This is a genomic window from Novacetimonas maltaceti (assembly GCF_002906255.1).
GTDB classification, from domain to species: domain Bacteria; phylum Pseudomonadota; class Alphaproteobacteria; order Acetobacterales; family Acetobacteraceae; genus Novacetimonas; species Novacetimonas maltaceti.
This window is the reverse complement of record NZ_POTC01000005.1, coordinates 77546-103981: the sequence shown is the minus strand read 5'-3', so window position 1 is coordinate 103981 and position 26436 is coordinate 77546. Positions and strand designations below refer to the sequence as shown.

Sequence of the window (26436 nt, the reverse complement as noted above, 5' to 3'; positions counted from 1 at the left end):
ATGCGCGGGCGTATCCTTGTCATTGCCGGCAGCGACAGTGGCGGCGGCGCGGGCATACAGGCGGACATCAAGGCGATCACCGCGCTGGGTGGTTTCGCGATGACGGCCATCACTGCCCTGACCGCGCAGGATACGCGCGGCGTGCATGACGTGTTTCCCGTCCCGCCGGATTTCGTCACCGCGCAGATGCGCTGCGTGGTGGAGGATATCGGTGTCGATGCCTTCAAGAGCGGGATGCTCGACCGGCGCGAGGTCATAGGGGCCGTTGCGGACATGATCGCCACCCGTCCCGACGTGCCCTATGTGCTGGACCCGGTGATGGTGGCGAAGGGCGGGGCCTCGCTGCTGCAGCAGGCGGCGGTGGCCGCGCTGAAATCCCGGCTGCTGCCACTGGCGACGCTGCTGACCCCGAACCTGCCCGAAGCGGAGGTCCTGCTGGGGCGGCCCGTGCGCGTCCATGGCGACATGCGGCAGGCGGCGCTGGACCTGCGTGACATGGGCGCGCGGGCGGTCCTGCTGAAGGGCGGGCACCTGCCGGGGGATGAACTGGTGGATGTGTTCGTGGATTCGGATGGAACGGTGGAAAGTTTTACCTCCACGCGCATCAGGACGGTCCATACCCATGGCACCGGATGCACGCTGGCCAGCGCGATCGCGGCGGGCCTGGGGCAGGGGATGACCCTGTCGGCGGCCATTGGCCGGGCGCGGGCCTACCTCCATCGCGCGATCATGGCCGCGCCGGGCTATGGCCATGGGGCAGGGCCGGTGAACCACGCGGTAGACATCACGACATAGTGATGACGGGGTGCCTGTCGCGCCCCATCCGGTCCGGCCGTGCATGGTGGCGGGCCTGCCTGATGCGCCCGGCGGGGCGCAGGGGCCGTGGCGTGGGAGCCATGGAAACGGCCCTGTAACCCGCGGTTACATGCCATTTTCCACAATTATGGATCGTAACGGGGGCGGGTCGGAAATGGCCGCGCCCGGCGCGCGACTGCGGCATTGTCGCAGGAGGAAACACGTGGAACGTGTCATTTCTAAGGCACGGACATGTGGCCGGAATTTACGCGATATATAAATAAATTCCTGATTTACTTCATAATCTAGCCGTAACTATGGACTCATGCGGGAACATATAGGATTATATTCCCCTATTGAATGAGTGTGTCACTGCTTATTCACAACCTAAAGATTGTTTCATGAAAAAAATACACTTATAGGTAGTAACACATATTAACGAAAATATTGGTGGTCGATATGCGTGTTTTGCTGGTTGAACCGGACAGGGCCATGATGGGAAAAGAAGTCAGCCAGTTTCAGGCGGTTGGGTTCATGGTCGATCATGCGGTTTCGGGTCATGACGCGATTGCGATGCTGAAACTGTATGATTACGACATTGCGGTTGTGGAACTTGGCCTGCCGGACATGGAAGGTCACGATGTCGTCAGGCGCTGCCGCGCGGCGCGGATTGCCACCCCGGTCCTGATCCTGTCCGCGCAGGGCAGTGCACAGGCGAAGGTGAAGGCCTTTTCGATCGGGGCGGATGATTATGTGACCCGTCCCTATGACCCGATGGAGCTGACGGCGCGCATGCAGGCGGTCATCCGCCGCTCCAAGGGGTATAGCGAGCCGACATTGCAGGCAGGCGCGCTGCGGCTTTCCCTCGACAGCCGCGACGTGTCGGTCAACGGACGGTCCGTTCACCTGACGGGCAAGGAATACATGATCCTGGAGCTGCTGCTGCTGCGCAAGGGCATGGTCCTGACCAAGGATGCGTTCCTCAACCACCTGTATGGCGGCATGGACGAGCCGGAGATGAAGATCATCGATGTCTTCGTCTGCAAGCTGCGCAAGAAACTGCAGAAGGCAGGTGGGGAAAACCTGATCACGACCGTCTGGGGGCAGGGATACATGCTCAAGGACGATGCGGTCGCCGCGATTCCCATGCCTGCCGCCGGCAAGGGCGACATCGCCCCCCATGTTGCGGCACGCGCGGCATCGCACGGTGTCGGTGGTGGTTCCGTGGCCTGATCCCGGCTGCCATTGCCGGCATGACAGCACCGCCCCCGTGTTGTCATGCGGTATCGGGAATGACCCGTCATGAGGTTCCTCATGGCGGGTTTTTCGTGTCCGCGCGTGTGGGCCATGGACGAATGACGGGGTCATAAAAAAATGCGGGGCCATAGGCTGGCCCCGCAAGTTGAAAGTGATGATTCGATATGCGATGCCCCCATCGCCCTTTCAACCTCGCATGGGCTTTCCCACGCCGACATGAGATAGATCAAAGTCGATGAAAAATAATGTATCGACGCTCCGGGATATGTCATGACGCAGCGGGAACGTGATATTTTCATCCGATGAACCATGCGCCATGTCCTGCATGGCATCCTGTTCGCCTTTGCCAGCGTTTCGGATCGGGAATATGAACAGGATGGAACAAGGGGTATGTGGATGAAAACCAAGATCAGGACGAATTGGACTCTGTCGGCGGTCCCGGCATTCATGGCTGTGGCCTGCCTGTCGCTTTCGGGGTGTGAAAGCGTGCGCGACCAGATTGCCGATCGTGAAAACAGCCTCGCCGCCGCAGGGTTTGTCGCGCGTCCGGCAAATACGCCGCAGCGCCTGGAAATGCTGCAGAAACTGCCGCCCAACCGTTTCCTGCAGAAGCCGTTTGGCGACCATGTCCTGTATATCTATTCCGACCCCAAGGTCTGCAACTGCCTGTATGTTGGCAACCAGGCCGCCTATGGCCGGTACCAGTCCTATGTGCAGGCGCAGAACCTGGCGGATCAGCAGCAGATGACCGCGGACATGTATGAAGATGCCTCGTGGAACTGGGGCATGTGGGGCTGGGGCGGCGGCTGGGGCCCCGGCATGGGCATGGGCATGTGGTGATGGCGGGTCCCGGCATGTCCCTGTATGGGGATGCCGGGACAGGTCATTTCAGGCGATGGTCGGCATAGACGATCATCTGCCAGACTTCCTGCGTGCCCAGCCGATGGGGATGGGCATGGATGGGGGGCAGCAGCTGTCCCTCGCTTGCCGCGATTTCAAAGCCACATCCCACACAGCGATAGATGCCCGAATGTGGCGCGGGCGTACGCGGGTGATGCAGCCGGTCGAATTCGGCATCGGTCCATGCCGTTATGAATTGTGAAGACTGGTACAGCGCCATTCAGGTCTCCCTGCGCTACGTCCTGGCGAATACGGGAATGCCGTGCCGGAGGCGGCAGGGCGGTTCATGGAATGTGCCAGAAGAATAACGGTTTGTCGCCATCCTGATTGCCGGGCGCGATCAGTCGTCCGAATGGAGGGTGACGGACTGTTCGATGTCGGAAATGACGATGCCGTTCAGCCCCCCATGGGCGGCAACCCACTGGAACGCGTCGGGGTCGGTATCGAATGTCGGGTCGAACCTGCTGCCATGCACCACGCCATAGGCCTGGTAATAGACATGGGGATCGGCCGGGATATGGTCCGCCGTCCAGGTCCAGTCCTCTGACAAAACGGCCTGTGCAGCGACATTGGCGCAGGGACGGGCGCGGGTCAGGGTGGTGGTGGCGCTTATCATGACGGCGGCCTGTGGGCGGTGATAGCCGCTGTCGCCGCCGATATCCTCCATCTGCAGCGCGCGCCTGCGCTGTTCCTCCCCCGGGGGCAGGCCGCGCCAGCCATCGCCGAAGGGGGCGGCATGCGCGCGGTCAAGCGGGTCGTCCGCAGGGCCGAAGGCATGCCCGGCGTAATTGAAGACCGTGCCCGACGGGACCGTAATCGAATCGAAACGTGGCATGTTGGGCGCGGGATCCGATTCCGCGACGCGACGGTCGAAGCAGATGCGGATTTCGCCCGCCCATGCGCCGGAGGGACATAGGGGGAGCACGCCGGTCATGATCCCGGCCATTCCCGCCATCAGGGCGAATCGAAACATTGACAGTCCTGCGCGCGGTTGCGGGGCGGGAAAATTGCGGCCCCGCAAGCGCAAGTGGCGGCCCGTCCCACCGTGTCAGGTGCGCCGGGCCGCCGGTAGCGGGGTCTTACTTGCCCTTGGCGGCCTTGCTGCCGGCGGCAGGGGCGTCAGGGGTTTCGACCATGTCCTCGGACACGAAGCGAATCGAGTTCTGGGCATCGGCCAGCGCGGCGTCCGCACCCTTGGTGTCCTTGCCCGCCAGCAGGTTGGTGGCGCGGTACACGTCATCGGCGCTGGCCTGCAGCGGCGCGATGGCAAGGACGAAGTCCACGTCAACCGCGGCAACCTGCAGGTTCTGGCTGGCCTGCGCGGGCTTGCCCTTGTTCAGGCTGGCGTTGGCGGCGGCGACGGCCGTGCCCTTGGCGGAGGTCGGCTCCAGGTCCTCGGTCACGATATATTCGCCATCAACCGGCAGCCATGCGACAGGCTGCGTGCTTGGCGCCGTGGTGGGGGCGGGCGCGCCGGCCGGGGCCTTCTTGGGCTTCGACAGCTGGGATTCGGCCTTCATGAAGACGCGGTTGTCGGTCTTGGCGCGGGTGAAGGCGTTGTTGGCATCGGTCAGCAGCTTGGCCGTGCCGGCAGCGTCGCCATTGGCCAGCGCGGTGCGGGCCATCGTGATGTCGTCGAATGCACGGCTGCCGTCGATCGACAGCTTGGTGAAGTCGCGGTTGACGGCGCGCGTGTTCGACGGCGTGGCGGAAGCAACACCCGTGGCCGCGCCCAGCATCAGCAGCGAGGCAGACAGAAGTCCGATTTTCTTCATTTCCATGACCCTCTGAAAATATTTGGATGACATGATTACCCGCAAACCTTCGCAACAATAAGGGGTGCGCGTGCATCCCGGCTCCTCTTTCATCGCATGTCATGGAATGTGGGTGGCCGATTTCCGCCGTCATGCCTGTCCCGATCCACCCTGCGCACCGCAGGTGGGGGGCTGGAGCGTCAAATCCGGGATGCCTTATGGCGCTGCGTGCGCTAGGGTGGGGTGTTTCGTTCCGTATGGGAGCGAAGACGACACAACCAAGGAAAACCATCCATGTCCGAATGTACGACAAAGTGCCCGTCCAAGTCCCCCTGCCTGAAGGGGATTCTGGCACTTGGCGCGATCGCCGGCCTGATCTTCTTCTTCGTCAAGAAAAAGAAGTGCAACGGCTGATTGCCAGTCATGTGGCGTGGCCGCGGTCCTTTCGGGCCGCGGTGCGTCATGCTGTCGCGTGTCCCGCCGGGATGTGCCCATGACGGGGACCGCCGTCGCGGGACATCCGGCGGCACAGGCGGCGCAGGAGCCGGACGTGCGGCGGATCATCCATGTTGACATGGATGCGTTCTATGCCTCGGTGGAGCAGCGCGACAATCCCGCCCTGCGGGGCCGCCCCGTCGCGGTGGGCGGCGACAGGCAGCGTGGCGTCGTGGCCGCCGCAAGTTACGAGGCCCGGCGCTTTGGCGTCCGTTCGGCCATGCCATCCGTTACCGCGCGCCGCAAATGTCCCGAACTGGTCTTCGTGCCGCCGCGCTTTGATGTCTATCGGGCGGTCTCGGCCCGGATCCATGAAATCCTTGCCCGCTATACCCCGCTGATACAGCCGCTTTCGCTGGATGAGGCGTATCTGGACGTGACCCGTCCCCTGCTGCCACGCGGGTCGGCCACTGAAATCGCGCGTGAACTCCGCGCCGTCATCCGTGCCGAAACCGGCCTGTGCGCCTCTGCCGGGGTGTCCTACAACAAATTCCTCGCCAAGCTGGCGTCCGACCATCGCAAGCCTGATGGCCTGTTTGTCATTCCCCCACGCCAGGGGGCGGCATTCGTGGCTGACCTGCCGGTGGAGCGGTTCCATGGCATCGGCCCGGCCACGGCGGCGCGGATGCACGCGCTGGGCATCCATACCGGGCGTGACCTGCGTGCGCGTACGCTGCCGGAACTGACGCGGCATTTCGGCAAGGTCGCCGCCTTCTATCATGGGGTGGCGCGGGGGGTGGACCACCGTCCGGTGGAGCCGGACCGCCCGCGCAAGTCGCTGGGGACCGAACGTACGTTCGAGCGTGACCTGTATGAATGGCCTGACATGCTTGCGCCGGTATCCGACATGTGCGCGCGCGTGTGGCATGGATGCGAACGGCGCGACATCACCGGCCGCACCGTGACGCTGAAGGTCAAATACAATGATTTCCGCCAGATCGTGCGCGCCTGCACCCTGATGCAGCCTGTCTCCTCGGCGGGGGAACTGCTGGTCCATGCGCAGGGCCTGCTGCGCGGGTGCTTCCCGCCCGAACGTGGCGTCCGCCTGCTGGGCGTCACGCTGTCCACGCTGCTGCCGCGCGCGCAGGCGCTGACGCGACAGCTTGCCCTCGCGCTGGAGGTTCAGTCGCCCGACAGCGTATCGATCGGCGGCAACGGTGTCGGGCGCAGGTCCGCCGGCAGGTAAAGCGGGTGTTCGGGACGCCGGGCGCGGCTGCTCAGGCGCAGGACGTTCACCGTGATCCCGGCCTCCTGCAGCATGCGCACCACGTCCGTGCCACGCGCGCGCAGCGCGGGATAGCGCGGGCAGCCATAGGCCGCGACCACAAGGTCGGCCCGTTGCGCCATGTCGCGCAGGTAACGGTCATTTTCCGGCCCGACCGGATCCGCGACCTCCATCAGGCGCGTCTGGTCGGTGCAGCGGTAGGCGAAGGTATTGCCGACGAAAATCGCCCCATAGCCCCAGGCGCGGGCATAACGCTGGCACTTGGCGACCGTGCGGTCATCGCCGTCTTCCGTCGCGACGGACGGGTTCATCATCAGCCACATCACCGTCGGGCGCGCGGGGTCCCACGTTCGTGTCAGTTCATAGCGGTAGCATTTGCCCGGCCCGCCATAGACCGCGTGGCTGACGACATCATCGGACAGGCGCAGCGGACGCGAACTGCCGACATGATGGGAAGGGGAGGGGGAAGCTTTCTTCATCACCGCCGCTTCATACGCCGCTTTCGCGTGCGATGCACTCTTCTGGCGGGGATACCGTAAGGAAGTTTTTGGTGAAGCTTTTTTCAAAAAGCTTCGAAAGACGTCACCTTTTCGAAAAAAGGCGGCACCCAAAAACTTTTATTCTCCGGATGATTTTTCCCGGCGCCCCCTTTCTGGCAAAGGGGGCGCCCGGAAACATTTACGCCTTCATGTCAGGCAGCGGTTCAGCTCTTGCCGCACAGCGGGCGGGGTTCGACCATCAGTTCGCGCCCCTTGAGCATCCCGTCCCAGTACAGCAGCGGCATGACATATTCCTTCAGCAGCCACGCCAGATGCGTCGGGCGGCGGCCGTCGAGCAGCCATTTCGGCAGGGTCGGCTCCAGCTTGCCGCCATAGGCGAACTCCGCCAGCACGATCTTCCCGCGTTCCACCGTCAGCGGGCATGCGCCATAGCCATCGTAATCCGCGACCATCGGCCGCCCCTCCAGCGCGGCGAGCGCATTGACCGCGACGATCGGCGCCTGCTTGCGCACGGCGGCGGCCGTCTTGGCGTTCGACGTACCGGCCACATCGCCCAGTGCGAAGACATCGTCATACTTGACGTGGCGCAGGGTCGCGGGGTCCACCGCGACAAACCCGTCCGCCCCGGCCAGCGGGCTGTTGCGGATGACGTCGGGCGCGCGCTGCGGCGGGACGACGTGCAGCATGGCGAATTCCACCTCGCTCTTCGTCGTGGCGCCATCCGCGCCGACGTTGGAGAAGGTCGCGACCTGACGCGCGCCATCGACCGCGACAAGGTTGGATTTCAGCTGCAGGTCGATGTGATAGCGCTCGATATATTCCATCAGCGCGGGGACATAGTCCTTCACCCCGAACAGGCCTGGCGTCGCGGTATGGAAGGAGACGTTGATGTTGTCCGAAATCCCGCGGCGGCGCCATGCGTCGCACGCCAGGTACATCGCCTTCTGCGGCGCGCCCGCGCACTTGATGGGCATGGGCGGCTGCGTGAAGACCGCGTTGCCACGCCCCAGCGTCTGGACCATCTGCCACGTATAGGGGGCAAGGTCATAGCGGTAGTTGGAGGTCACGCCATTGCGGCCCAGTGCTTCGGGCAGGCCCTCGATCGCGTCCCAGTCCAGCATGATGCCGGTGGCGACGATCAGGATGCTGTACCGCACCGACGACCCGTTCGACAGGTGGACGATGCGCCCGTCGGGATCGAACCCGGTGGCGGCGGCCTGGATCCAGTCAGCACCTGCGGGGATCAGCTTCTTTTCCGCACGCCGTGTCTGCGACTGCTTGAACACGCCGCCACCCACCAGCGTCCAGCCCGGCTGGTAGTAGTGCGAGCCCGAAGGTTCCACGATGGCGACGGTGATGCCCGGCTTGCGCTTGAGGATGCTGGCGGCGGTGGACAGACCCGCGGCCCCGCCGCCGATGATGGCGATGTCATAGGTCAGCCCCCGCGCGCTGCTGCTCAGTGCGGGGGCGGAGGGGGCTGGGGTATCGTTCATGTCTGGATATCTCCTCGGTAACGATCAAAGGTGCCGTGTCGTGATGGGATGGCACGGCAGGAATGGGGGGACGATCACACGCGGTCAATCGGGATCTTGATATAACGCGTGCCGTTCTCCTCCGCTTCCGGCAGGTGGCCGCCGCGCATGTTCACCTGCACGGAAGGCATCAGCAGGTTGGGCATCGACAGCGTCGCGTCGCGCCCGGTCCGCATGGCGACGAATTCGTCCTCGCCCACGCCTTCATGAACATGGACATTGTGCGCGCGTTCCGCGCCCACCGTCGTTTCCCATGCGAAGCTGTCGCGTCCCGGCGCCTTGTAGTCATGGCACAGGAACAGCCGCGTCTGTTCGGGCAGCGACAGCAGGCGGCGGATGGACCGGTACAGCATCCGCGCATCCCCGCCGGGAAAATCCGCGCGCGCCGTGCCATAATCGGGCATGAACAGCGTATCGCCGATAAAGGCGGCATCCCCGATCACATACGCCATGTCGGCGGGGGTGTGCCCCGGCACATGCAGCGCAATGGCGGGAATGGAGCCAAGCATGAACGTCTCCCCATCATGGAACAGGTGATCGAACTGCGACCCGTTGCGTGCGAAACGCGTCCCGGCATTGAACAGCTTGCCGAAGATGTCCTGCACCCGGACGATGTCCGCCCCGATGGCAAGTTTCCCGCCCAGCTGTTCCTGTATCCATGGCGCCGCCGACAGGTGATCGGCATGGACATGGGTTTCAAGCAGCCACTGCAGCTTCAGGTCGCTGGCGCGGATGTAATCCACCACTTCCTGCGCGTGGTGATGGGCGGTGCGCCCGGCGGCCGGGTCGTATTCCATCACACTGTCGACAACCGCGGCCTCCCGCGTGGCAGGGTCGTGGACGACATGTGTCGCGGTAAAAGTCGTGTTATCGAAAAAAGTCTTTACCAACGGCACTTTATTAGACCTCAAGGCCGAAATGACCTGTTGGTCGGCAGCGGCGAGGGCTAAATCTGACATGGCGTTGTCTTCATGATAGTTTATAAATTACATAATAAATGTATGTTGTCGTGCATCTTGCGTCAAGGCACGGCAGATGCAAAAGGGGCAGACAATGAATAATGGCATGACCTCTCCCATTCCCAACGCCACGGCGCCGCATCCGTTGCGTATCGGCGACACGGCCCCGGACTTTCACGCCCGTACCTCCCAAGGTGAGGTGCGGCTGAGTGATTTTCGCGGCAGATGGCTGCTTTTCTTCTCCCATCCCGCGGATTTCACGCCGGTCTGCACCAGCGAGTTCCTGGCGCTGGCGCGTGAATATTCCCGCTTCGAGGCCATGGACTGCGCGTTGCTCGGCCTCTCGGTGGACAGCCTGTATTCCCACCTTGCATGGCTGGAGGCGATTCGCACCCGCTTCGGGGTGGAGATTCCCTTCCCCGTGGTGGAAGACCCGTCCATGGCGGTCGGCCATGCCTATGGCATGCTGGCGGCCGATGCGCATGACAGTGCTACGGTGCGCGCGACCTATTTCATCGACCCCACGGGACTCGTGCGGGCCATCATATGGTACCCGATGTCGGTCGGGCGTTCCGTGGATGAACTGCTGCGCCTGCTGGCCGCGTTGCAGCGTTCCGACAACGGCGAGGTCATGACGCCGGAGGGATGGCGGCCGGGCGATGACGTGCTGACCCCCGTGCCCCTGACGCAGGACGGGGTGCGGGATGCGCAGGGATGCTGGTTCTATCCCGCCACGCCCGACCAGTCCCCCCCGAAGTAGGAGGAAGGTGCGCGCATGGTCGACATGTCCGTCCATATCCTGACGCTGCGCTGCATGAACCGTCCCGGCATCGTCGCGGCCATCAGTTCGACGCTGTTCGGCGCGGGCTGCGACATTACCGAGGCGCAGCAGTTCGATGCGTGGGAAAGCCGCTCCTTCTTCATGCGGGTGGTCTTTCGCATGCCCGTGCGCGACGGGGCGGACGCGGGCGTGGCGGAGGGGGCGCTGCGTGACGCGGTGGCGGCGATGGCGCGCGAATTCGACATGGACTGGACCCTGCGCGCCCGCGCCCGTCCCACGCGCACGGTGCTGATGGTCTCGCGCTTTGACCACTGCCTTGTGGACCTGCTGTATCGCTGGCGCATCGGCGAACTGGCGATCGACCCGGTCGCGATCATCGCCAATCACCCGCGCGAAACCTATGCGGGCATCGATTTCGGGGAAATCCCCTTCCATTACCTGCCGGTCACGGCCGCCACCCGCCCGGTGCAGGAGGCGCGTATCCGGGATATCGTCTCCGCCACGGATGCGGAACTGGTGGTGCTGGCGCGTTACATGCAGGTACTGTCGGATTCGCTGGTGGCGCGGCTTGTGGGGCGGTGCATCAATATCCATCACTCCTTCCTGCCGGGGTTCAAGGGCGCGCGGCCGTATCACCAGGCTTTCGCCCGTGGGGTGAAGCTGATCGGGGCGACGGCGCATTTCGTGACCGGCGACCTTGATGAAGGCCCGATCATCGAACAGGATGTCGAGCGCATTTCCCATGCCGACAGTCCCGACGACCTGGTGCGCAAGGGCCGCGACATCGAACGGCGCGTGCTGGCGCGTGCGGTGCGGTATTTCACCGAATGTCGCGTCATTCCCGACGGGCGCAAGACAATCGTCTTCAACGCGTGAACGCCGCCGCACGTGGCGTGGGGCAGGGGATTGAGAAGGCGGAAACTTCCCGTATAAGGCAGGGGAGCAGGGGCTTTTCCCATCCATATCCCGCCAGTTCCGACCTTCAGGAGACACCATGAGGCGCAGAAAACCTGGCTCCATGCCTGATCCCCGGACCCAGTCGGCAGGGTTCGAGCAGGCGCGCCAGTCACGCAAGACCGCGCTGGTGGAGGATTATGTCGAACTGATCGCGGACCTGCTGCATGACGGGCAGGAAGCGCGGCAGGTCGATATCGCGCAGCGCCTGGGGGTCTCGCAGCCGACGGTGGCCAAGATGCTGTGCCGGTTGGAGGCGGACGGCCTTGTCACGCGCCGTCCCTACCGCGGCATCTTCCTGACGGAGGCGGGGGAGAAGATGGCCGCCGACAGCCAGGCCCGCCACCATATCGTGGAGACGTTCCTGCGCGCGCTGGGCATCAGCGAGAAGAACGCCAGCATTGATGCCGAAGGCATGGAGCATTACGTGGGCGAGGAGACGCTTGCCGCGTTCGAGCGTGCCATCCGTGCGGGCGTTGCGGAGTTCATGGGCACCCGCGCGGCCCCGGACAGCCGCAAATGACCAGACGATAAAGGCCCCCTGCGCACAGCAGCCTTATGGCAGGGGCATGTATTCGTCGGCAAGGTAGTTGGGTGGCCCGCCATCAAGCCCTTCGGGCGCGAAGCCATCGTTATAGGGGCCGTAATATCCCCCCATGCCCGTCTGGGTCTGGTTCCAGTCATTGTCCGCGATGGGCGGCCCGTCAGGCCCGCTGAGCCCCATGTTGTACGGACCTGCCCCGTTTGCGCAGGCCGACAGCAGCCCCGTTGCGGCCAGTAGCGTCGCAAGCCGGATCTGAAATTTCATTCCGTATCCCTCCCTGTCCCTGCGTCATAGGGGTTTGTTACGCCCTGCGACAGGGGGCTGTGCACAGGGCGCACCTGCATGGCGGTCCTGACATGTGGGGGACAGGGCTGGAAAAAAGATTTCCAGAGAAAAGTTTTTGGTGAAGCTTTTTCAAAAAGCTTCAAGAAACGCCGTCTTTTAAAAAAAAGGGGGACATCCGGAAACTTTCGGATTCAGCAGGCCTGCGTGTCGGAGGGCGTGAGCATCCGCATCTTGCGATGCAGGGTGGAACGGCTGATGCCCAGCATCCGTGCCGCCACCGCCACCTTGCCGCGCGCGCTCGCCAGGGCGGAGCGGATCGCCATTTTCTGCGCATGGCGCAGGTCGCCGCCTTCGGCCGTGGCCGTGGGGGCGTCGGCAAGGAGGCAGAAATTGATGTCCTGCGCCGGGGCCATTCCCATATGCACGCGCGCGGCATGGGTCGCGCCGACCACCACCCGGTCCGCATCCAGCGCGATCATGGGGACCGACCCGTAATACCCTTCGCCAAGCAGCATGATCGCATGCCCGCGATAGCGGTCCATGAAGGCCATGCGTTCGATCTGGCGCGCCGCCTGGGTCACGACCGCCCCGATCAGCGCGGTTTCGCGCCCGTCCTGCGTGGGATGGAACGAACTGGCGTTGATCACGCCCGCCACGCGGCCCAGCGCGTCATGGACCGGCGTTGCGATACATGACAGTCCGCGCAGGGCGACGCGCCAGTGCTGTGCGGCATGGACGCTCACGGGGCGCCCTTCGGCCAGGCAGGTGCCGATGCCGTTCGTGCCTTCGCGCGGTTCATCCCATACCGCGCCGGGCCACAGGCACCACCGGCGTGACCCGCGCCGGATGGCGGGATCGACCCGGTGGGCCAGCACCACGCCCTGCGCATCCGCCAGCAGCGTCGCATACCCCAGCGGGGCAAGGATCGCATGCAACTGTGCCATCGCGCCCTCCGCCTGGCGCGGCAGCGCCCCGGCCCGCTGGCAGCACTGGCGCAGTTCGGCATCGCACAGGACCTGCGGCATCCATGGGGCAACGGGGTCAAGGCCATGGTCATGGCCGCACCGGTGCCATGACGCCTCCAGCCCCAATGCCACCTGTGGCGGGGACGTTTCGTGGGACACGGGACGGGGAAATGGGGGCATGCGTCGCCTGTCGTGTAACGGTTGGTACGAAAATATGCCGTGCGGAGTGTCCGCCATGGATGATGTCGGCATAACCCGTCGCGAAGTGTCGCGTTTCGCGACACTTCGGACATCGGGCGTCACATGGGCGTGAAAGCGGCGCGGCCATGCTTGTTTCAGGCAGGGCGGTGGCGCTGTGCTGCGGATGCGCCCGGTCGCGCCAGTGCGGTGCGAAGTGTCCACCCTCGTATGTGTGGCGCGCCGGGCGAAGAACGAACGCCATAACGAACCCATGGCTGGAACAGGGAAAATATCCATGCAAATAGCGCGTGAAACGCTGCTGCGTTCCTATCGTGCGATGCGCACCATCCGCATGTTCGAGGAACGCCTGCATGTCGAATTCGCAACCGGCGAAATCCCCGGTTTCGTCCACCTGTATTGCGGGGAAGAAGCCTCGGGCGTTGGCGTGTGCGCCAACCTGACGGATAACGACACGATCGCCAGCACCCATCGTGGCCACGGCCACTGCATCGCCAAAGGTGTGGGCGTCGCGGGCATGATGGCCGAAATCTATGGCCGCAGCACCGGCGTATGCCGGGGCAAGGGCGGGTCGATGCACATCGCTGACCTGGCCTGCGGCATGCTGGGCGCGAACGGCATCGTCGGTGGTGGGCCGCCGCTGATCTGTGGTGCGGCATTATCGCACAAAACGCTACGCAACGGCGCCGTGGCGGTCGCATTCTATGGCGACGGGGCCTCGAACGAGGGTTCGACCCTCGAAAGCCTCAACCTTGCCTCCGTATGGAACCTGCCCGCCGTCTTCGTGGTGGAGGACAATGGATACGGCGAGGCCACGGCCGCGTCCTATGCCTGCGCAGGCACGCAGAAGGCGCGCGCGGCGGCGTTCGGCATGCCCTATGTCGAATGTGACGGGTCGGACTTCTTCGCCGTGCACCAGGCCTCGGCCGAGGTGATCGCCCATGCGCGCGCGGGCAACGGGCCTGCGATGCTGCATGTCCACCTGCAGCGCTGGTACGGGCATTTCGAGGGCGACGCCATGACCTACCGCGCCGCGGGCGAGGTGGCGGAGGCCCGGCGCGACCATGACTGCCTCAAGCTGTTCCGCGAGCGCGTGACGCAGGCCGCCCTGCTGGAGGACACGACGCTGGACGAGATCGACGCCGCCGTCGCGGACGAGATCGAGAGCGCGGTCATGCAGGCCAAGGCCGATCCCCTGCCGCAGGACCCGGACCTGCTGGCGGATGTGTATGTGCGGTACTGAACCGGTTGCGTGCAGGCCGCGCGGGCGGGCACACGCCGCCCGCCACGCGCGATCCGCAACCTTTGTCCGAAAGAATGAAGAATGAGCAAGAAAAGCTTTCGACAGGCCATCAACGAGGCCATCCGCCTGGAAATGCGCCGCGACCCGCGCGTCATCCTGATGGGCGAGGACGTGGCCGGTGGCCGTGGCGGCTCCGCCGGGATCAAGGACGCATGGGGTGGCGTGCTGGGCGTGACCAAGGGCATCCTTGAGGAATTCGGCGAGGACCGCGTCCTCGACACCCCGATTACCGAGGCCTCCTATATCGGGGCTGCGGCGGGGGCGGCGGTGACGGGCCTGCGCCCGGTGGCCGAACTGATGTTCGTGGATTTCGTGGGCTGCTGCCTTGACCAGATCATGAACCAGGCGGCCAAGTTCCGCTACATGTTCGGCGGCAAGGCGCGCACGCCGCTGGTGATCCGCGCGATGTATGGCGCGGGCTTCAACGCGGCGGCACAGCACAGCCAGGCGCTGTATCCGCTGTTCACCCACATCCCCGGCCTGAAGGTGGTCGTCCCGTCCTCCCCCTATGAGGCGAAGGGCCTGCTGATCGAGGCGATCCGCGATGACGACCCGGTCATCTTCCTTGAAAACAAGGTCATGTACGATGACGAGGAAGACGTCCCGGACGAGGCCTATACCATCCCGTTCGGGGAGGCGAACCTGACGCGCGAAGGCGGGGATGTCACGATCGTGGCCTTTGGCCGCATGGTGGGCCTGGCCAACCAGGCGGCGGACAGCCTTGAGCGCAAGGGCATCAGCTGCACCGTCATCGACCCGCGCACGACCTCGCCGCTGGATCGCGACACGATCCTGGAATGCGTGGCCGATACTGGCCGACTTGTGATTGTCGATGAATCGAGCCCGCGCTGCAACATGGCGACCGATGTCGCGGCCCTGGTGGCGGAGGAGGCGTTCGACGCCCTGCGCGCGCCGATCCGCCGCGTCGTGCCGCCCCATACCCCGGTGCCTTTCGCGACGGTGCTGGAGAACCTCTACCTTCCCAGCGTGGAGAAGATCGAGGCCGCCGTCACATCGGTCATGAACGTACGCGTTACGGAGAAAGCCTGACATGGCAAGTGAGATCACACCCATCACCATGCCCAAATTCGGCCTTGCCATGACGGAGGGGAAGGTCGCCGGCTGGATGATCGCCCCCGGCAGGCCGGTGAAGGCGGGCGACGAACTGGTTGATATCGAAACCTCCAAGATCACCAACGCCTTTGAAAGCCCGGCGTCGGGCATCCTGCGCAGGCAGGTCGCCCCCAATGGGGAGACGCTGCCGGTGGGCGCGCTGATCGGGGTGGTGGCGGATGCGTCGGTGCCGGATGCGGAAATCGACGAATTCATCACCCGGTTCCAAGCGGAATTCGCCGAAAGCAACGCCTCCGCCAAGGGCGAGGAGACGGCGGTGGAGCCAACCCTTGTAACGGTTGGTACGCATACGCTGCGCGTGCATGACCTTGGCATGGGGGATGCGACGCCGCTGGTGCTGATCCATGGTTTTGGGGGGGATCTCAAGAACTGGATGCTCAACCATGCGGCGCTGGCGCATGGGCGGCGGGTCATCGCGTTCGACCTGCCCGGTCATGGCGGGTCGTCCAAGGATGTCGGGCCGGGCACGCTGTCCTACTTTGCCGACGTAACAGTGCAACTGCTGGAACATTTCGACCTGCCGAAGGTGCATGTGATGGGCCATTCGCTGGGCGGGGGGATCGCGCTGACGCTGGCGCAGGCCGCGCCGCAGCGCGTGGCGTCTTTGTGCCTGCTCGCGCCTGCCGGACTGGGTCCGCAGGTCAACATGGCCTTCATCAACGGCTTTATCGAGGCGGACCGCACGCGGGCGTTGCAGGACGTGCTGAAATTCCTCGTGCATGACAAGTCGCTGATCGGGCGGCGCATGACCGATGACGTCCTGCGCTACAAGCGCCTTGATGGCGCGCAGGCGGCGTTGCAGACGGTGGCGGCGGCGTGCTTCCCCGATGGGAAGCAGGGCGACGACCTGCGCCCGGTGCTGGATGCCGCGCCATGCCAGGCCACCATCCTGTGGGGGGAGGAGGACGAGATCCTGCCCGTCACGCAGGCCGACGGACTGTCCGCATCCATCGCGCGGCACGTCTTCAGCGGAATCGGGCACATGCCGCAGCTTGAATGTGCCTCCGACGTGAACGGCATCGTGGAGACGTTCCTCACGCAGCATGACCACTGACCACGCGGCATGTGACGGGAACGGGGCCTCCATCCCCGTCACGTGACGGTCGAATGAAGCTTTTCGGGTGCCGCCTTTTTTACAAAGGCGGCATTCTGTCTTTTCAGAAGCCTTTTCGAAACGGATGCCTGAATCCGCGTGCGATAACCGGAAGGTGTGCCGCGCGTGCTTGCCAAGCCGGACCCTGTGTGTTTTCAGTTATGACAACGCAGAACGGCAAAGCAAGACAGGCCGCACGGTACAGCGCCACGGGGCTGCATCCGGCGGTACGGGATAATAATAAATGTTTGTCGGAATCGATCTGGGCACGTCGGCCGTCAAGGCCGTGCTGGTGAATGGCAGTCAGGATGTGGTGGGGGCGTGTTCGCGCGCGCTGACCATCAGTTCCCCACGCGATGGCTGGAACGAACAGGACCCCGGGGACTGGTGGACGGCGACGCTTTCGGCGCTGGACGCGCTTGCGGCGGCCCACCCGCGGGAGATGGCGGACGTGCGCGGCATCGGCCTGTCGGGGCAGCAGCACGGCGCGGTCCTGCTGGGCGATGCGGGGCAGGTGCTGCGTCCGTGCATCCTGTGGAATGACGTGCGCGCCGCCGCCGAAAGCCGCGAATTCGAACGCCGCTTCCCCGACAGCCGGCAGGTCTGCGGCAACGTGGCCATGCCCGGTTTTACCGCGCCAAAGCTGTTGTGGGTGGCGCATCACGAACCCGAAATCTTTGCCGCGACCCGGCATGTCCTGCTGCCCAAGGCATGGCTGCGCTATCGCCTGTGCGGGGAGATGATCGAGGACATGTCCGATGCGTCGGGCACGCTGTGGCTGGATGTGGGGCGGCGGTGCTGGTCGGATGCGGCGCTGGAGGCGACGGGCCTTGCGCGTGACGCGATGCCCGCGCTGGTGGAAGGCACGGCGCGGGCCGGGCGGGTGCATCCCGCCCTTGCGCGGCGGTGGGGGATGAAGGATGCCCCCATCCTGGCCGGTGGGGCGGGGGACAATGCCGCCGGTGCCGTCGGGCTGGGCGCGGTGGGCGCGGGGTCGGCGTTCGTGTCGCTGGGCACGTCGGGGGTGGTGTGGGTGACGACGGACCGTTTCCGCCCGCATCCGCAGGGGGGCATCCATGCCTTCTGCCATGCCGTGCCCGACATGTGGCACCAGATGGGCGTGACCCTGTCGGCGGCGTCGTCGCTGGCATGGTGGGCGCGCACCACCGGTGTGGCGGAGGCCGACCTGCTGGCCGAACTGCCCGAACGGGTGACGCGGCCGTCGCCGGTAATCTTCCTGCCCTACCTGTCGGGGGAGCGCACGCCGCACAATGATGGCGACATCCGGGGCGTGTTCGCGGGCCTGTCGTCGGGCACGACGCGCGCGGACATGACGCAGGCGGTGCTCGAAGGTGTCGCCTTTTCCTTCCGCGATGTCGTGGACGTGCTGGCGGACGCGCATTCGCCACTGGCGCAGGCCGACGTGATCGGCGGCGGGTCGCGCAGCAGGCTGTGGATTTCCATCATCGCCACGGTCACGGGGGTGTCGCTGCACCGCCTGGCGCATGGGGAACAGGGCGGGGCGTTCGGCGCCGCGCGCCTTGCCCGACTGGCGGTGACGGGGGAAAGCGTGGGCAGCGTCTGCCTGCCGCCGCAGCGGGTGGAAACCGTGCATCCCGATCCCGCGCTGTCGGGGGCCTATGACGTGCCGCTGGCGCGGTATCGCGCGCTTTATGGCGGGGTGCGGGATGCCATGCGGGCCGGTGCGCGCTCGTGAACCTTATCCGCGCGCGGGGGGATGACCCGTGCGCGATGGCGTGCCATGCGGTAGCGTCTGAACATTGAGTCCCAGTCAGAGAAAGAATGGAATGCCGGGTATGACCTCCTCCCTGTTTGCCTCACGCCCCTCCCGCCTGCTGCAGGTCATGGGGCTTGCCGGGGTGATGTCCCTCCCGCTGCAGGCCCATGCGCGCGACAGCCATGACAGCGTGGACCTCGGGTCGATCCCGTCGCGCAACATCACTGTCGCCGCGCGCTTTGCCGACATGCAGGCGTCGGGCATCGCCGCCCTGCCGGACGGGCGCATCATCCTTGCCTTCCCGCGCAGCGCCGCCGACCATAAGGGGCCGCGCCTTGCGGTGCTGAAGGATGGCAGGCCCCAGCCCTTCCCCGATGCGGCGACGCAGGCGCGCTTCATCTCGCCGCTGGGCATGACGGTGGATGCGACGGGCCGCCTGTGGGTCGTGGACGAGGGCGCGGTCGCGGGGGAGACGACCCCGCCGCAGCCTGCATTGATCGGTATTGACCCGCAGGCCGGGCAGGTCGTCGCCACCATCGCGCTGGGCGCCGGGACGGGGGCCACGCGCAGTGACAGCCATGTCAATGATGTGCGCGTGGACATGACGCACGGGGCGAAGGGCACGGCCTATGTCAGCGATACCTCCACCGCCGACCATCCCGCGATCATCGTGATCGACCTTGCCACCGGCAAGGCGCGGCGCGTGCTGGAAAATGCGCCCTCCACCCGTGCGGATCCGGGCTTCGGCATGGAGCTTGACGGGCAGATGCTGCAGTACAGCGCCACCAAACCCGTGATGGGGCAGGGGGGCATCGATGGTGTTACGCTGAGCGCCGATTCCTCGCGCCTGTACTGGCAGCCTTTGTCGAGCCGCCGCCTGTACAGCGCGCCGACGGCGTTGCTGTCCAATCCCGCGACAAAACCCGCGCAGCTTGAAAAGGCCATCCGTGACGAGGGCGAGACCGCCGTGGTCGATGGCATGGCGACCGCGCCGGACAATGCGCTGTACCTGACCGATATCGAACATCATGCCGTCATCCGGCGTGACCCGGATGGCCACCTGTCGATGGTGGCGCATGACCCGCGCCTGATCGCGCCCGACAGCATGGCGCTGGTGGGCAATACGCTGTGGCTGACGGTGGGGCAGTGGGTGCGCCTGCCGGTCTTCCACGATGGTCACGACATGGAGCAGCGCCCGTGGCTGCTGGTCCGGATATCCCTGCAGTAAAGGCCACCCGCCACATGGGCTGACCGGTCCGCGCATACGCTGCTTACGCTGTCATGAAAGAACAAGAATAATGGCGCAAGACACCAACACGGCTTCCACTCCCCCCATTGTCGGCCTGATTGCGGCCGTGGCGGCGACGGGGGGGCTTCTGTTCGGGTATGATACGGGCATCATCTCCGCCGCCCTGCTGCAGATCACCCCTGATTTCACGCTCGACACGCTGGGGCAGCAGGTCGTGACGTCGGCCATCGTGGCGGGTGCGCTGGGCGGGTGCCTGATCGCGGCCCCGCTGTCGGACCGGCTGGGGCGGCGGTACATGATCATGTTCGCCGCCCTCGTGTTCATATTCGGCACGCTGGTGGCGTCGTTTTCGCCGGGCATTTCGCTGCTGGTGTTCGCGCGCTTCATCCTTGGCCTGGCGGTGGGGATGTGTTCGCAGATCGTGCCGGTCTATATTGCCGAAATCGCCCCGCGTGAAAAACGCGGGCAGATGGTCGTCCTGTTCCAGATGGCGGTGGTGGCGGGCATCCTGATTTCCTTCATCGTGGGCTATTTCCTGCAGGACCGGTCATGGCGGCTGATGTTCGGGCTGGGCGTCATTCCTGCGGTGATCCTGTATGTGGGCATGTCGCTGCTGCCGCGCAGCCCGCGCTGGCTGGCGATGAAAGGTAACCTCGAAGGGGCGTTCGAGGTGCTGCAGCGCCTGCGTCGTGACCCTGCCGTGGCGCGGACCGAACTGGATTCCATCATCGCCATGCATGACGAGCAGGCGCCATGGTCCGCCCTGTTGCAGCCATGGGTCCGCCCCGCGCTGGTCGCGTCGGTCGGCGTGGCCCTGTTCTGCCAGATCACGGGCGTCAATGCGGTGCTGTATTACGCGCCGACGATCTTTGCCGGGGTGGGGTTTGGCAAGAGTTCGGCGCTGCTGACCTCGATCGCCATCGGGGTCGCGATGCTGGCCTCCACCACGTTCGGCAGCTGGGCCGTCGATGCCTGGGGGCGGCGGACGCTGCTTTTGCGCCTGATCCCCGGCGCGGTGGTGTCGCTGCTGGTGCTGGGCACGATGTTTGCCATTGGCGCGACGCAGGGGATCAATACATGGATCACGGCGGCGGCGGTCGTGTCCTATGCCATCTTCAATGTCGGCAGCCTGTCGGTCGCGGTCTGGCTGGTGGGGGCGGAGGTCTATCCCCTGTCATGCCGCAGCAAGGGGATGAGCCTTGTGGCCGCGACGCACTGGGTGGCGGACCTTGTGGTGTCGCTGACGACGCTGTCGCTGGTGCAGGCGCTGGGGGCGGCGGGCACGTTCTGGATGTTCGCCGCGCTGAATCTCGCGGCGTTCGTGTTCGTGCTGCGCTACGTGCCGGAGACGCGCGGACGTTCGCTGGAGGAAATCGAGACGTCGCTGAAAGACGGCACGTTCAGCCAGATGAAATAACGAAAGAAAGTTTTTGGTGAAGCTTTTTCCAAAAAGCTTCAAAGAACGCCGCCTTTTTGAAAAAAGGCGGCACCCAAAAACTTTGATTCCATTTACCTGTCAGGCAGACGTATCGTCTTTTCCCAGGGGCTGCGCGCCGCCCTTGCACAGGTCGTCGAACGCCTCGTCCAGTGAGCCGTCGGAGACGAAGCAGACCAGCACGTCGTCGCTTTCCTCCTTCCGGGCGCGTGCAGGCGTGATCACGCTGTCCCAGTCGCGCGACAGGGAGTGGACACGCCCGATCCGGGGGCTGAGGAATTCCCACGACCCGCCCCTGGCGACCGATCCCATGACGGTGGTCAGCAGGAAGATTGCAGGCTGGTCCGGCAGGTCCTGCGGCGGGCGCTTGAACTGGTAGATCGTGCCGGATTTCCCGAATTCGGTGAACGAGGTCCATGGTTCCATTGCGGATGTCTCCTTTTCATGTCCCGTCTGCCATATTCGGGGCCATTCTCTTTCAGACAAAAGCGCATGCAACCAATGCGTACGGGGGATTGCGGTTGCATGCCATGCCTTTACCCGCCATGGCCCAGCGGGCCGTCGGTCATGACCCCGCGCTGCCAGACCTGCGCGATGTGGTTGATGTCCCCGATGTCGTGGTCGGGACGGCCCTGTACCACCAGCAGGTCGGCCCGCTGTCCGGGCGCGATCGTGCCCCGGTCGGGCAGGTGCAGCAGGGCTGCGGCATTGCCCGTCGCCAGCGTGATCGCCTGCAGCGGCGTCAGCCCTGCCGCGACCGACAGGTACAGTTCACGATGTTCGGCAAATCCGGGGATGCGGGTGGGCATCGCCCCCGAATCCGTGCCGAAGCCGACATGGATGCCCGCACGGTACAGCGTCAGCAGGTTGCGCATGTTCATCGCCAGCGCGGCGTGCGAGGCCGCCGTCAGTGGCGCGGCCAGCACCTGCGCGCGCCATTTCGGGTCCGCGAACTGCGCCCGCAGCGCGGGGTCGAGGCCGGCGGAGAGGAACGGGTCCTCCAGCCATTCGGGGTGTTCGGCAAAGATGTAGTTGGCTTCGTCAAGGTCGAGGGTCGCGATGTACCATGTGCCGCGCTGCTCCATATCCTCGATCAGGGTGGTATCCACGGGCAGGTCACGCACGCCATGGGCCAGGATGTCCACCCCGGCTCGCACCAGCGCGCGGGCGTCGGACAGGTCATGGATGTGTGCGGCCACCCGCTTTCCGCGCAGGTGGGCCTGCGTGATGGCGGCGCGATAGATGTCGGGTGACATCTTGGGCAGCGGCTTCGCCCCCGGCACGCCATTGCGGAAGTCGTCCACCCACAGCTTGATCAGGTCCGTGCCCTCGTCCGCCATGCGGTTGACGGCGGCGCGGGCCTCATCGGGGGTAATGGGGCGGAAGACCTCGTCAGCGGCAAGGTGGAAGCGGTTTTGCGGTGGCACGCCATCGGGTGCGCCAATTCCCTGGTCCACGCCAAACAGGTCCGCGCCGGGATTGCGCCCGGCATGCTGTTCGCGGCGCAGGTCATCGAACAGCGGCGAGCGGTTCAGCCCCAGCGCCGTGACCGTCAGCACGCCATAGCGTTCATACTGGCGCAGGGCCGCAAGGATATTGGCGCGGGTATAGTTCTGCGCGCCATTGGTGGTTCCCGACACCTGCCCCACATGGCTGTGGTCCGAAATCAGCGCGGGCAGGACCGTGCGGCCCGTCATGTCGAGGCGCCGTGCATGGCGGGGGGCGTCGATATGGGGGCTGACGGCCATGATCCGCCCATTGTCGATCAGGAGGGAGGTGTCGGCCTGCGCCGCCGCCCCGGTGCCGTCAATGACGCTGGCATGTTCCATCAGCACAGGGCGCGCGTGCGCACCTGCCCCCCATCCGGCGACAAGGGATGTGGCCATGGTCGTGGCAAGGGTCGTGGCGAGGAGGCGTTGTTTTCCGGCGGTCCGCATCTTTGCATCCTTACTTGGCGTGGTGGGACAGGTGTGATGACAGGCACAGGCATACATGGACCATCATGCAGCCACCCGACAAAAGGCCTGATCTCACGCAATGCTGTACCGTGCGGCTTCCGTCAGGGCGGGGCGGGAGCATCCCGTTCCCATCATGGCGGCATCGTGCCGCGTTGTCTCCATCGCCGCAGCCATTGCTGATAGTGCTGGTCATCAGCGTTCAACCATGTGGAAAACGATGATGTCGACACCTGTCCTTTATTCCCCCGATGATGTTCGCAAGCTGGCGGCAGGTGGCGACGCCATCCTGATCGACGTGCGCGACAGGAAGGATTACGAGGCCGGTCATATTCCCGGCGCGGTCAACATGCCCGACATCTTCACCTATCTGGCCGAAACCACCGAAGACGGGCTGAAGACGCTGCGGGACACCTTTGCCAGCCTGTTCGCCGATTACGGCCTTGATGGCAAAAAGACCGCCATCATCTACGAAGACGCGCTGCATACGCGCTATGGCGCGTCATGCCGGGGATACTGGATCCTGAGCTACCTTGGCTATCCCCGTGTCGGCATCCTTGATGGCGGGCTGAGCGCGTGGCGCAGGGAGGGCGGCGCGTTCACGACCGAGGTCACGACGCCGGTGCGCACGCAGTTCCCGCTGTCGATCAATGCCGGGCTGATGGCCACCTATGCGGACGTACGCGCGGCCCTTGGCTCCGCCACGGTCAGGCTGCTCGACAACCGTGACAGGGTGGAATGGCTGGGGGACAGTTCGTCGCCCTATGGCGTTGACTTCGCGCCGCGCAAGGGACGTATTCCCGGTGCCGTGTGGATTGAATGGTACGATTTCATGCAGGTCACGGACAACCACGCCGCCTTTCGCAGTGTGGAGGAAATCCGGGCGCTGGCCGCATCGCGTGGCCTGTTCCCCGATGATGACATCATCATCTACTGTTTCAAGGGCGCACGCGCGGCCAATACCTATGTCGCGCTGGCGTCGGCCGGGTTTACGCGGCTGCGGATCTATATGGGGTCGTGGAACGAATGGTCCCGCAACCCGGACCTGCCGATCGAGGACGGACTGCCCAAGGCGGCAGCGCCCTACCGTGCGGGACAGGCGGGCACTGCGAAATAGACTGCCGGGTAAAGGAAAGTGGGCCGGCGCTGGCTTTTCCCAGAAAAGGGGTGGCCGCTGCGGGTTATGTCTGTTTCCGCCGCACGGAGGGGTAATTCATGCCGCCTAGCAGGGTGTGGTGCGCTTCCTCCACCGTGGCGGCGGCATTGCGGATTTCCTGCGCGGCATCTTCGCTGATCGGCGTCGCGGGGAGGGCGTCGATATCCTGCGCAAGGGTTTCAAGCGCCTCCTGAAGCCGGGTTGCGCGTTCCCGTATGGCTGCAAGGGCGGGGGCGGCGACGGCCGCCTTGCGCTGGGCGGGGCGCATGTCGTTACGGAAGCTGGTCACGGGTTCCCCCAATATCCAGAATGCCATCCTGTTCCTCCTGTATCGGAAATGATCCTGTCATTACCCGAAAAAGGGGCGGGGTCGATGAAACCGACCCCGCCCCATTATCGTCGCATCTGCCTGATACCGCAGCCGCCCGATACATGGGCCGCGTGCATGCGATGGCACGTCTGCAGATACGCTGGCCTCGCCTCCCTGCCGGGCGGCGGGCATGAAACGTCAGTCAGTCATGTCAGGGCTTGTAATAGAATATGTCCCAGTCATTGCTGTCTCTGGTCTCATACATGACGTTGCATTTCCTGCCGTTTGCTTTCCCGATATGGATATCCTCGGAATAACTGTCCCGGGTCCGGGTCCATCCATTCGGGGCAACCTGACAGTAGCTTCCCATATCCCGCAATATCTTATCAAGGGGATTGCCGTCCCTGCTGATGACGATTTCCCCCCACTTCATGGTGCCATCGTCGTTCCAGTCAGTGCTGTATGATTTGACGCGGAATCCATGAAAATAGTTGTTGCTGCTATTTAATTGGTCAGAATCTATGGATTTCTGGACATCCGCTTTCCGGCCGGTTTCGATGTCAATGAGGCGTTCGAGGACACTGCCCGCACCCGCATTGCCACCGTTTGCGGTATTGGCCCACTTCAGGCCGCTGATATCGAATGAGACCTGGTGTTCTTTCTGCTGGAACATATCAATGGCCGCATACATGGTGTGGGACTCCATGATGCTGTTCAATATCGAACCATCATCATCTTTCAGGATGGCCTGGGTGGCGCTGGTTGTGCCGTCCGAGCAGTAAGGCACGTCAATCGCCGGTTTATTGTCGAATTTCACCGTTACATGTTCATCCTGGCTTTCAAACCCTTCCAGGCAGAGGGAAGCGGGGAACTGGCCGGGCGTTACGTTCAGGTAGATTTTCGTACGCGGGTCTTTTGATGTCCTTTTGAGGACAAGGCTGGATACGGACCCACCTTCAAGGGGTATTTCAAGGTTTATTATATCCGGGGAGTCTATTTTTGCGGAATAAGTGGTTTCATCCCGTATCTTGTCAACGGATTCATCATAAACCCAATGGGTGGCATGGGTTTCTGTTCTACCACCCCCGCTGCTGCTGCTGCCGGTGCTGTCATCCTTGGGGGAAAATGATTTCAGGGCTATAAATACTATTGGCACCATGACTAAAATAAAAAACAGGTTCTTTTTCATATCTCACCATTACCGCAATATACTTCAGCATCAATATGCACATTAAAAATCATGTGCAATATTTATTTTGTTCGCGATGAATTTATCCGGGGATAAGAGCCTGACGCTGTATTTCCCTGTAGTGATGCGCATGAAAGATCATCAGTTATAATAAAGAAGATGCCACTTCCTGTGTAATTCCCTGATTTTCATCTATTTCATAATGAACTGGCAGGTCCTTATGGTGGATTTTCCTGCTTCCCGTTACGGCCCTACGCAATCATCCCCTCAGGTGGGCCTGTCCGGCCGGGGCGCGTACCTTTGGTCTCAGATCCCCCGGATCATCTTGATTTTTTCCTCAGGACACGTTCGGCCCAGCGCATGTTGTCCCCGCGCAGGATTTCCTTGCCGAGGTCATGCAGGATCTCGCATCGCTGGGTCTGTATGAGTTCAGCCTGAAGGTCGGGGTGCGCGCCAAAGGGATGTTCCCGCGCTGTCGCCGCATGCCTGAAAAGGTTATTTCCCGTGGTGCAGATCGCGAAACCGGAGCATGGGCAGCTGATGGAACATCAGGCCATGAATGACGGATTGTTCCCTGTCATCAATATCCGTGGAAAAAGAGGCTTATGGCCCACCGTCGCAGATCTGAACTTCAGGACCGGGTAAGTACGACCGCATGGCCGCGTGGCGGACGTGATGGCCGTCTTTTGTGATTCGCTTTGGAAAAGCCCTGATATCACTGAGCCATCCC

27 protein-coding genes are annotated in these 26436 nt (G+C 64.0%); 15 read left to right on the top strand and 12 right to left on the bottom strand.

Features of this window, described 5'->3' with window-relative positions:
- From thiD to KMAL_RS03485, 3 genes are all read left to right on the top strand, one after another.
- A complete protein-coding gene (thiD, locus tag KMAL_RS03495) occupies positions 1–795 on the top strand; it encodes a bifunctional hydroxymethylpyrimidine kinase/phosphomethylpyrimidine kinase (RefSeq protein ID WP_110094387.1) in 795 nt (264 codons plus the stop codon).
- A 459-nt stretch (positions 796–1254) separates the two neighbouring features.
- A complete protein-coding gene (locus KMAL_RS03490; protein WP_110094386.1) occupies positions 1255–2028 on the top strand; it encodes a response regulator transcription factor in 774 nt (257 codons plus the stop codon).
- Positions 2029–2499: 471 nt separating this feature from the next.
- Positions 2500–2892 (top strand): hypothetical protein, encoded by a 393-nt coding sequence (locus tag KMAL_RS03485; RefSeq protein ID WP_110094385.1) that lies wholly within the window; start codon positions 2500–2502, stop codon positions 2890–2892.
- A gap of 43 nt (positions 2893–2935) precedes the next feature.
- Here KMAL_RS03485 and KMAL_RS03480 read toward each other — a convergent pair whose 3' ends face one another.
- The 3 genes from KMAL_RS03480 to KMAL_RS03470 form a co-directional block, all read right to left on the bottom strand.
- Positions 2936–3172 (bottom strand): hypothetical protein, encoded by a 237-nt coding sequence (locus KMAL_RS03480; protein WP_110094359.1) that lies wholly within the window; start codon positions 3170–3172, stop codon positions 2936–2938.
- A 120-nt stretch (positions 3173–3292) separates the two neighbouring features.
- Positions 3293–3925: a hypothetical protein gene (locus tag KMAL_RS03475; protein ID WP_239019922.1), complete on the bottom strand. Its 633-nt coding sequence runs from the start codon at positions 3923–3925 to the stop codon at positions 3293–3295.
- Positions 3926–4031: 106 nt separating this feature from the next.
- Entirely contained in the window at positions 4032–4727 is a 696-nt protein-coding gene (locus KMAL_RS03470; protein WP_110094383.1) for a YfdX family protein, read from the bottom strand.
- A gap of 472 nt (positions 4728–5199) precedes the next feature.
- Between KMAL_RS03470 and dinB the strand changes: the two genes are divergently transcribed.
- Complete coding sequence (gene dinB / locus KMAL_RS03465) at positions 5200–6387, top strand: DNA polymerase IV (protein ID WP_110094358.1); 1188 nt, start codon at positions 5200–5202, stop codon at positions 6385–6387.
- Here dinB and KMAL_RS03460 read toward each other — a convergent pair.
- The 3 genes from KMAL_RS03460 to KMAL_RS03450 form a co-directional block, all read right to left on the bottom strand.
- Positions 6324–6905: a DUF1643 domain-containing protein gene (locus KMAL_RS03460; protein WP_110094357.1), complete on the bottom strand. Its 582-nt coding sequence runs from the start codon at positions 6903–6905 to the stop codon at positions 6324–6326. The two genes, dinB and KMAL_RS03460, sit on opposite strands and share 64 nt — an antisense overlap.
- 224 nt (positions 6906–7129) lie before the next feature.
- Positions 7130–8419: an NAD(P)/FAD-dependent oxidoreductase gene (locus tag KMAL_RS03455; protein ID WP_110094356.1), complete on the bottom strand. Its 1290-nt coding sequence runs from the start codon at positions 8417–8419 to the stop codon at positions 7130–7132.
- Positions 8420–8493: 74 nt separating this feature from the next.
- Complete coding sequence (locus KMAL_RS03450; RefSeq protein ID WP_110094355.1) at positions 8494–9417, bottom strand: MBL fold metallo-hydrolase; 924 nt, start codon at positions 9415–9417, stop codon at positions 8494–8496.
- Positions 9418–9523: 106 nt separating this feature from the next.
- Here KMAL_RS03450 and KMAL_RS03445 point away from each other — a divergent pair, with 106 nt between their 5' ends.
- From KMAL_RS03445 to mntR, 3 genes are all read left to right on the top strand, one after another.
- A complete protein-coding gene (locus tag KMAL_RS03445; RefSeq protein WP_408887882.1) occupies positions 9524–10177 on the top strand; it encodes a peroxiredoxin in 654 nt (217 codons plus the stop codon).
- 15 nt (positions 10178–10192) lie between these two features.
- Entirely contained in the window at positions 10193–11074 is an 882-nt protein-coding gene (gene purU / locus KMAL_RS03440) for a formyltetrahydrofolate deformylase (RefSeq protein WP_110094354.1), read from the top strand.
- A 118-nt stretch (positions 11075–11192) separates the two neighbouring features.
- Positions 11193–11675: a manganese-binding transcriptional regulator MntR gene (mntR, locus tag KMAL_RS03435; protein ID WP_110094353.1), complete on the top strand. Its 483-nt coding sequence runs from the start codon at positions 11193–11195 to the stop codon at positions 11673–11675.
- 33 nt (positions 11676–11708) lie between these two features.
- Here mntR and KMAL_RS03430 read toward each other — a convergent pair whose 3' ends face one another.
- Together KMAL_RS03430 and KMAL_RS03425 are read right to left on the bottom strand one after the other, a co-directional pair.
- Positions 11709–11960 carry a hypothetical protein gene (locus KMAL_RS03430; RefSeq protein ID WP_110094352.1) on the bottom strand — a complete coding sequence of 84 codons (252 nt, stop codon included), beginning with the start codon at positions 11958–11960 and terminating at the stop codon, positions 11709–11711.
- 212 nt (positions 11961–12172) lie between these two features.
- A complete protein-coding gene (locus KMAL_RS03425; RefSeq protein WP_110094351.1) occupies positions 12173–13126 on the bottom strand; it encodes a GAF domain-containing protein in 954 nt (317 codons plus the stop codon).
- 295 nt (positions 13127–13421) lie between these two features.
- Between KMAL_RS03425 and KMAL_RS03420 the strand changes: the two genes are divergently transcribed.
- The 6 genes from KMAL_RS03420 to KMAL_RS03395 all read left to right on the top strand — a co-directional run bounded on the left by KMAL_RS03420 (position 13422) and on the right by KMAL_RS03395 (position 21078).
- The gene (locus KMAL_RS03420) at positions 13422–14387 is read left to right on the top strand and encodes a thiamine pyrophosphate-dependent dehydrogenase E1 component subunit alpha (protein WP_110094350.1); all 966 of its coding nucleotides are present in this window, start codon (positions 13422–13424) and stop codon (positions 14385–14387) included.
- Positions 14388–14468: 81 nt separating this feature from the next.
- Positions 14469–15497, top strand: a complete 1029-nt coding sequence (locus KMAL_RS03415) for an alpha-ketoacid dehydrogenase subunit beta (RefSeq protein ID WP_110094349.1) — start codon at positions 14469–14471, stop codon at positions 15495–15497.
- A gap of 1 nt (position 15498) precedes the next feature.
- Complete coding sequence (locus KMAL_RS03410; RefSeq protein WP_110094348.1) at positions 15499–16635, top strand: acetoin dehydrogenase dihydrolipoyllysine-residue acetyltransferase subunit; 1137 nt, start codon at positions 15499–15501, stop codon at positions 16633–16635.
- 283 nt (positions 16636–16918) lie between these two features.
- Positions 16919–18391, top strand: coding sequence for a xylulokinase (gene xylB / locus KMAL_RS03405; RefSeq protein ID WP_110094347.1), 1473 nt, complete (start codon positions 16919–16921; stop codon positions 18389–18391).
- Between the two features lie 148 nt (positions 18392–18539).
- On the top strand, positions 18540–19640 hold the full coding sequence (locus KMAL_RS03400; RefSeq protein WP_110094381.1) for an L-dopachrome tautomerase-related protein: 1101 nt from the start codon (positions 18540–18542) through the stop codon (positions 19638–19640).
- A gap of 70 nt (positions 19641–19710) precedes the next feature.
- Positions 19711–21078 (top strand): sugar porter family MFS transporter, encoded by a 1368-nt coding sequence (locus tag KMAL_RS03395; RefSeq protein WP_110094346.1) that lies wholly within the window; start codon positions 19711–19713, stop codon positions 21076–21078.
- Between the two features lie 99 nt (positions 21079–21177).
- Here the strand turns inward: KMAL_RS03395 and KMAL_RS03390 are convergent, their stop codons facing one another.
- Together KMAL_RS03390 and KMAL_RS03385 are read right to left on the bottom strand one after the other, a co-directional pair.
- Positions 21178–21522, bottom strand: a complete 345-nt coding sequence (locus KMAL_RS03390; protein ID WP_110094345.1) for a hypothetical protein — start codon at positions 21520–21522, stop codon at positions 21178–21180.
- A 110-nt stretch (positions 21523–21632) separates the two neighbouring features.
- Positions 21633–23033: an amidohydrolase family protein gene (locus tag KMAL_RS03385; RefSeq protein ID WP_408887881.1), complete on the bottom strand. Its 1401-nt coding sequence runs from the start codon at positions 23031–23033 to the stop codon at positions 21633–21635.
- Positions 23034–23274: 241 nt separating this feature from the next.
- Between KMAL_RS03385 and KMAL_RS03380 the strand changes: the two genes are divergently transcribed.
- Positions 23275–24168, top strand: a complete 894-nt coding sequence (locus tag KMAL_RS03380; RefSeq protein WP_167400050.1) for a sulfurtransferase — start codon at positions 23275–23277, stop codon at positions 24166–24168.
- Positions 24169–24232: 64 nt separating this feature from the next.
- Here the strand turns inward: KMAL_RS03380 and KMAL_RS03375 are convergent, their stop codons facing one another.
- Both KMAL_RS03375 and KMAL_RS03370 read right to left on the bottom strand, forming a co-directional pair.
- Entirely contained in the window at positions 24233–24523 is a 291-nt protein-coding gene (locus tag KMAL_RS03375) for a hypothetical protein (RefSeq protein ID WP_110094344.1), read from the bottom strand.
- A 205-nt stretch (positions 24524–24728) separates the two neighbouring features.
- Positions 24729–25706, bottom strand: a complete 978-nt coding sequence (locus KMAL_RS03370) for a hypothetical protein (protein ID WP_110094343.1) — start codon at positions 25704–25706, stop codon at positions 24729–24731.
- Between the two features lie 395 nt (positions 25707–26101).
- Between KMAL_RS03370 and KMAL_RS17120 the strand changes: the two genes are divergently transcribed.
- The gene (locus tag KMAL_RS17120; RefSeq protein ID WP_167400045.1) at positions 26102–26269 is read left to right on the top strand and encodes a hypothetical protein; all 168 of its coding nucleotides are present in this window, start codon (positions 26102–26104) and stop codon (positions 26267–26269) included.
- The last annotated feature ends 167 nt before the right edge of the window (positions 26270–26436 follow it).

What these genes read in the sequence shown, in the direction of transcription:
- KMAL_RS03410 (WP_110094348.1), top strand. Translation starts at nt 15,499, where the DNA reads ATGGCAAGTGAGATCACACCCATCACCATGCCCAAATTCGGCCTTGCC.
- KMAL_RS03430 (WP_110094352.1), bottom strand. Translation starts at nt 11,960, where the DNA reads ATGAAATTTCAGATCCGGCTTGCGACGCTACTGGCCGCAACGGGGCTG.
- KMAL_RS03420 (WP_110094350.1), top strand. Translation starts at nt 13,422, where the DNA reads ATGCAAATAGCGCGTGAAACGCTGCTGCGTTCCTATCGTGCGATGCGC.
- dinB (WP_110094358.1), top strand. Translation starts at nt 5,200, where the DNA reads ATGACGGGGACCGCCGTCGCGGGACATCCGGCGGCACAGGCGGCGCAG.
- KMAL_RS03425 (WP_110094351.1), bottom strand. Translation starts at nt 13,126, where the DNA reads ATGCCCCCATTTCCCCGTCCCGTGTCCCACGAAACGTCCCCGCCACAG.
- KMAL_RS03400 (WP_110094381.1), top strand. Translation starts at nt 18,540, where the DNA reads ATGGGGCTTGCCGGGGTGATGTCCCTCCCGCTGCAGGCCCATGCGCGC.
- KMAL_RS03475 (WP_239019922.1), bottom strand. Translation starts at nt 3,925, where the DNA reads ATGTTTCGATTCGCCCTGATGGCGGGAATGGCCGGGATCATGACCGGC.
- mntR (WP_110094353.1), top strand. Translation starts at nt 11,193, where the DNA reads ATGAGGCGCAGAAAACCTGGCTCCATGCCTGATCCCCGGACCCAGTCG.
- KMAL_RS03395 (WP_110094346.1), top strand. Translation starts at nt 19,711, where the DNA reads ATGGCGCAAGACACCAACACGGCTTCCACTCCCCCCATTGTCGGCCTG.
- KMAL_RS03450 (WP_110094355.1), bottom strand. Translation starts at nt 9,417, where the DNA reads ATGTCAGATTTAGCCCTCGCCGCTGCCGACCAACAGGTCATTTCGGCC.
- KMAL_RS03485 (WP_110094385.1), top strand. Translation starts at nt 2,500, where the DNA reads ATGGCTGTGGCCTGCCTGTCGCTTTCGGGGTGTGAAAGCGTGCGCGAC.
- KMAL_RS03390 (WP_110094345.1), bottom strand. Translation starts at nt 21,522, where the DNA reads ATGGAACCATGGACCTCGTTCACCGAATTCGGGAAATCCGGCACGATC.
- purU (WP_110094354.1), top strand. Translation starts at nt 10,193, where the DNA reads ATGGTCGACATGTCCGTCCATATCCTGACGCTGCGCTGCATGAACCGT.
- KMAL_RS03490 (WP_110094386.1), top strand. Translation starts at nt 1,255, where the DNA reads ATGCGTGTTTTGCTGGTTGAACCGGACAGGGCCATGATGGGAAAAGAA.
- KMAL_RS03480 (WP_110094359.1), bottom strand. Translation starts at nt 3,172, where the DNA reads ATGGCGCTGTACCAGTCTTCACAATTCATAACGGCATGGACCGATGCC.
- KMAL_RS03370 (WP_110094343.1), bottom strand. Translation starts at nt 25,706, where the DNA reads ATGAAAAAGAACCTGTTTTTTATTTTAGTCATGGTGCCAATAGTATTT.
- KMAL_RS03375 (WP_110094344.1), bottom strand. Translation starts at nt 24,523, where the DNA reads ATGGCATTCTGGATATTGGGGGAACCCGTGACCAGCTTCCGTAACGAC.
- KMAL_RS17120 (WP_167400045.1), top strand. Translation starts at nt 26,102, where the DNA reads ATGCAGGATCTCGCATCGCTGGGTCTGTATGAGTTCAGCCTGAAGGTC.
- KMAL_RS03470 (WP_110094383.1), bottom strand. Translation starts at nt 4,727, where the DNA reads ATGAAGAAAATCGGACTTCTGTCTGCCTCGCTGCTGATGCTGGGCGCG.
- thiD (WP_110094387.1), top strand. Translation starts at nt 1, where the DNA reads ATGCGCGGGCGTATCCTTGTCATTGCCGGCAGCGACAGTGGCGGCGGC.
- xylB (WP_110094347.1), top strand. Translation starts at nt 16,919, where the DNA reads ATGTTTGTCGGAATCGATCTGGGCACGTCGGCCGTCAAGGCCGTGCTG.
- KMAL_RS03455 (WP_110094356.1), bottom strand. Translation starts at nt 8,419, where the DNA reads ATGAACGATACCCCAGCCCCCTCCGCCCCCGCACTGAGCAGCAGCGCG.
- KMAL_RS03380 (WP_167400050.1), top strand. Translation starts at nt 23,275, where the DNA reads ATGTCGACACCTGTCCTTTATTCCCCCGATGATGTTCGCAAGCTGGCG.
- KMAL_RS03445 (WP_408887882.1), top strand. Translation starts at nt 9,524, where the DNA reads ATGACCTCTCCCATTCCCAACGCCACGGCGCCGCATCCGTTGCGTATC.
- KMAL_RS03415 (WP_110094349.1), top strand. Translation starts at nt 14,469, where the DNA reads ATGAGCAAGAAAAGCTTTCGACAGGCCATCAACGAGGCCATCCGCCTG.
- KMAL_RS03460 (WP_110094357.1), bottom strand. Translation starts at nt 6,905, where the DNA reads ATGAAGAAAGCTTCCCCCTCCCCTTCCCATCATGTCGGCAGTTCGCGT.
- KMAL_RS03385 (WP_408887881.1), bottom strand. Translation starts at nt 23,033, where the DNA reads ATGCGGACCGCCGGAAAACAACGCCTCCTCGCCACGACCCTTGCCACG.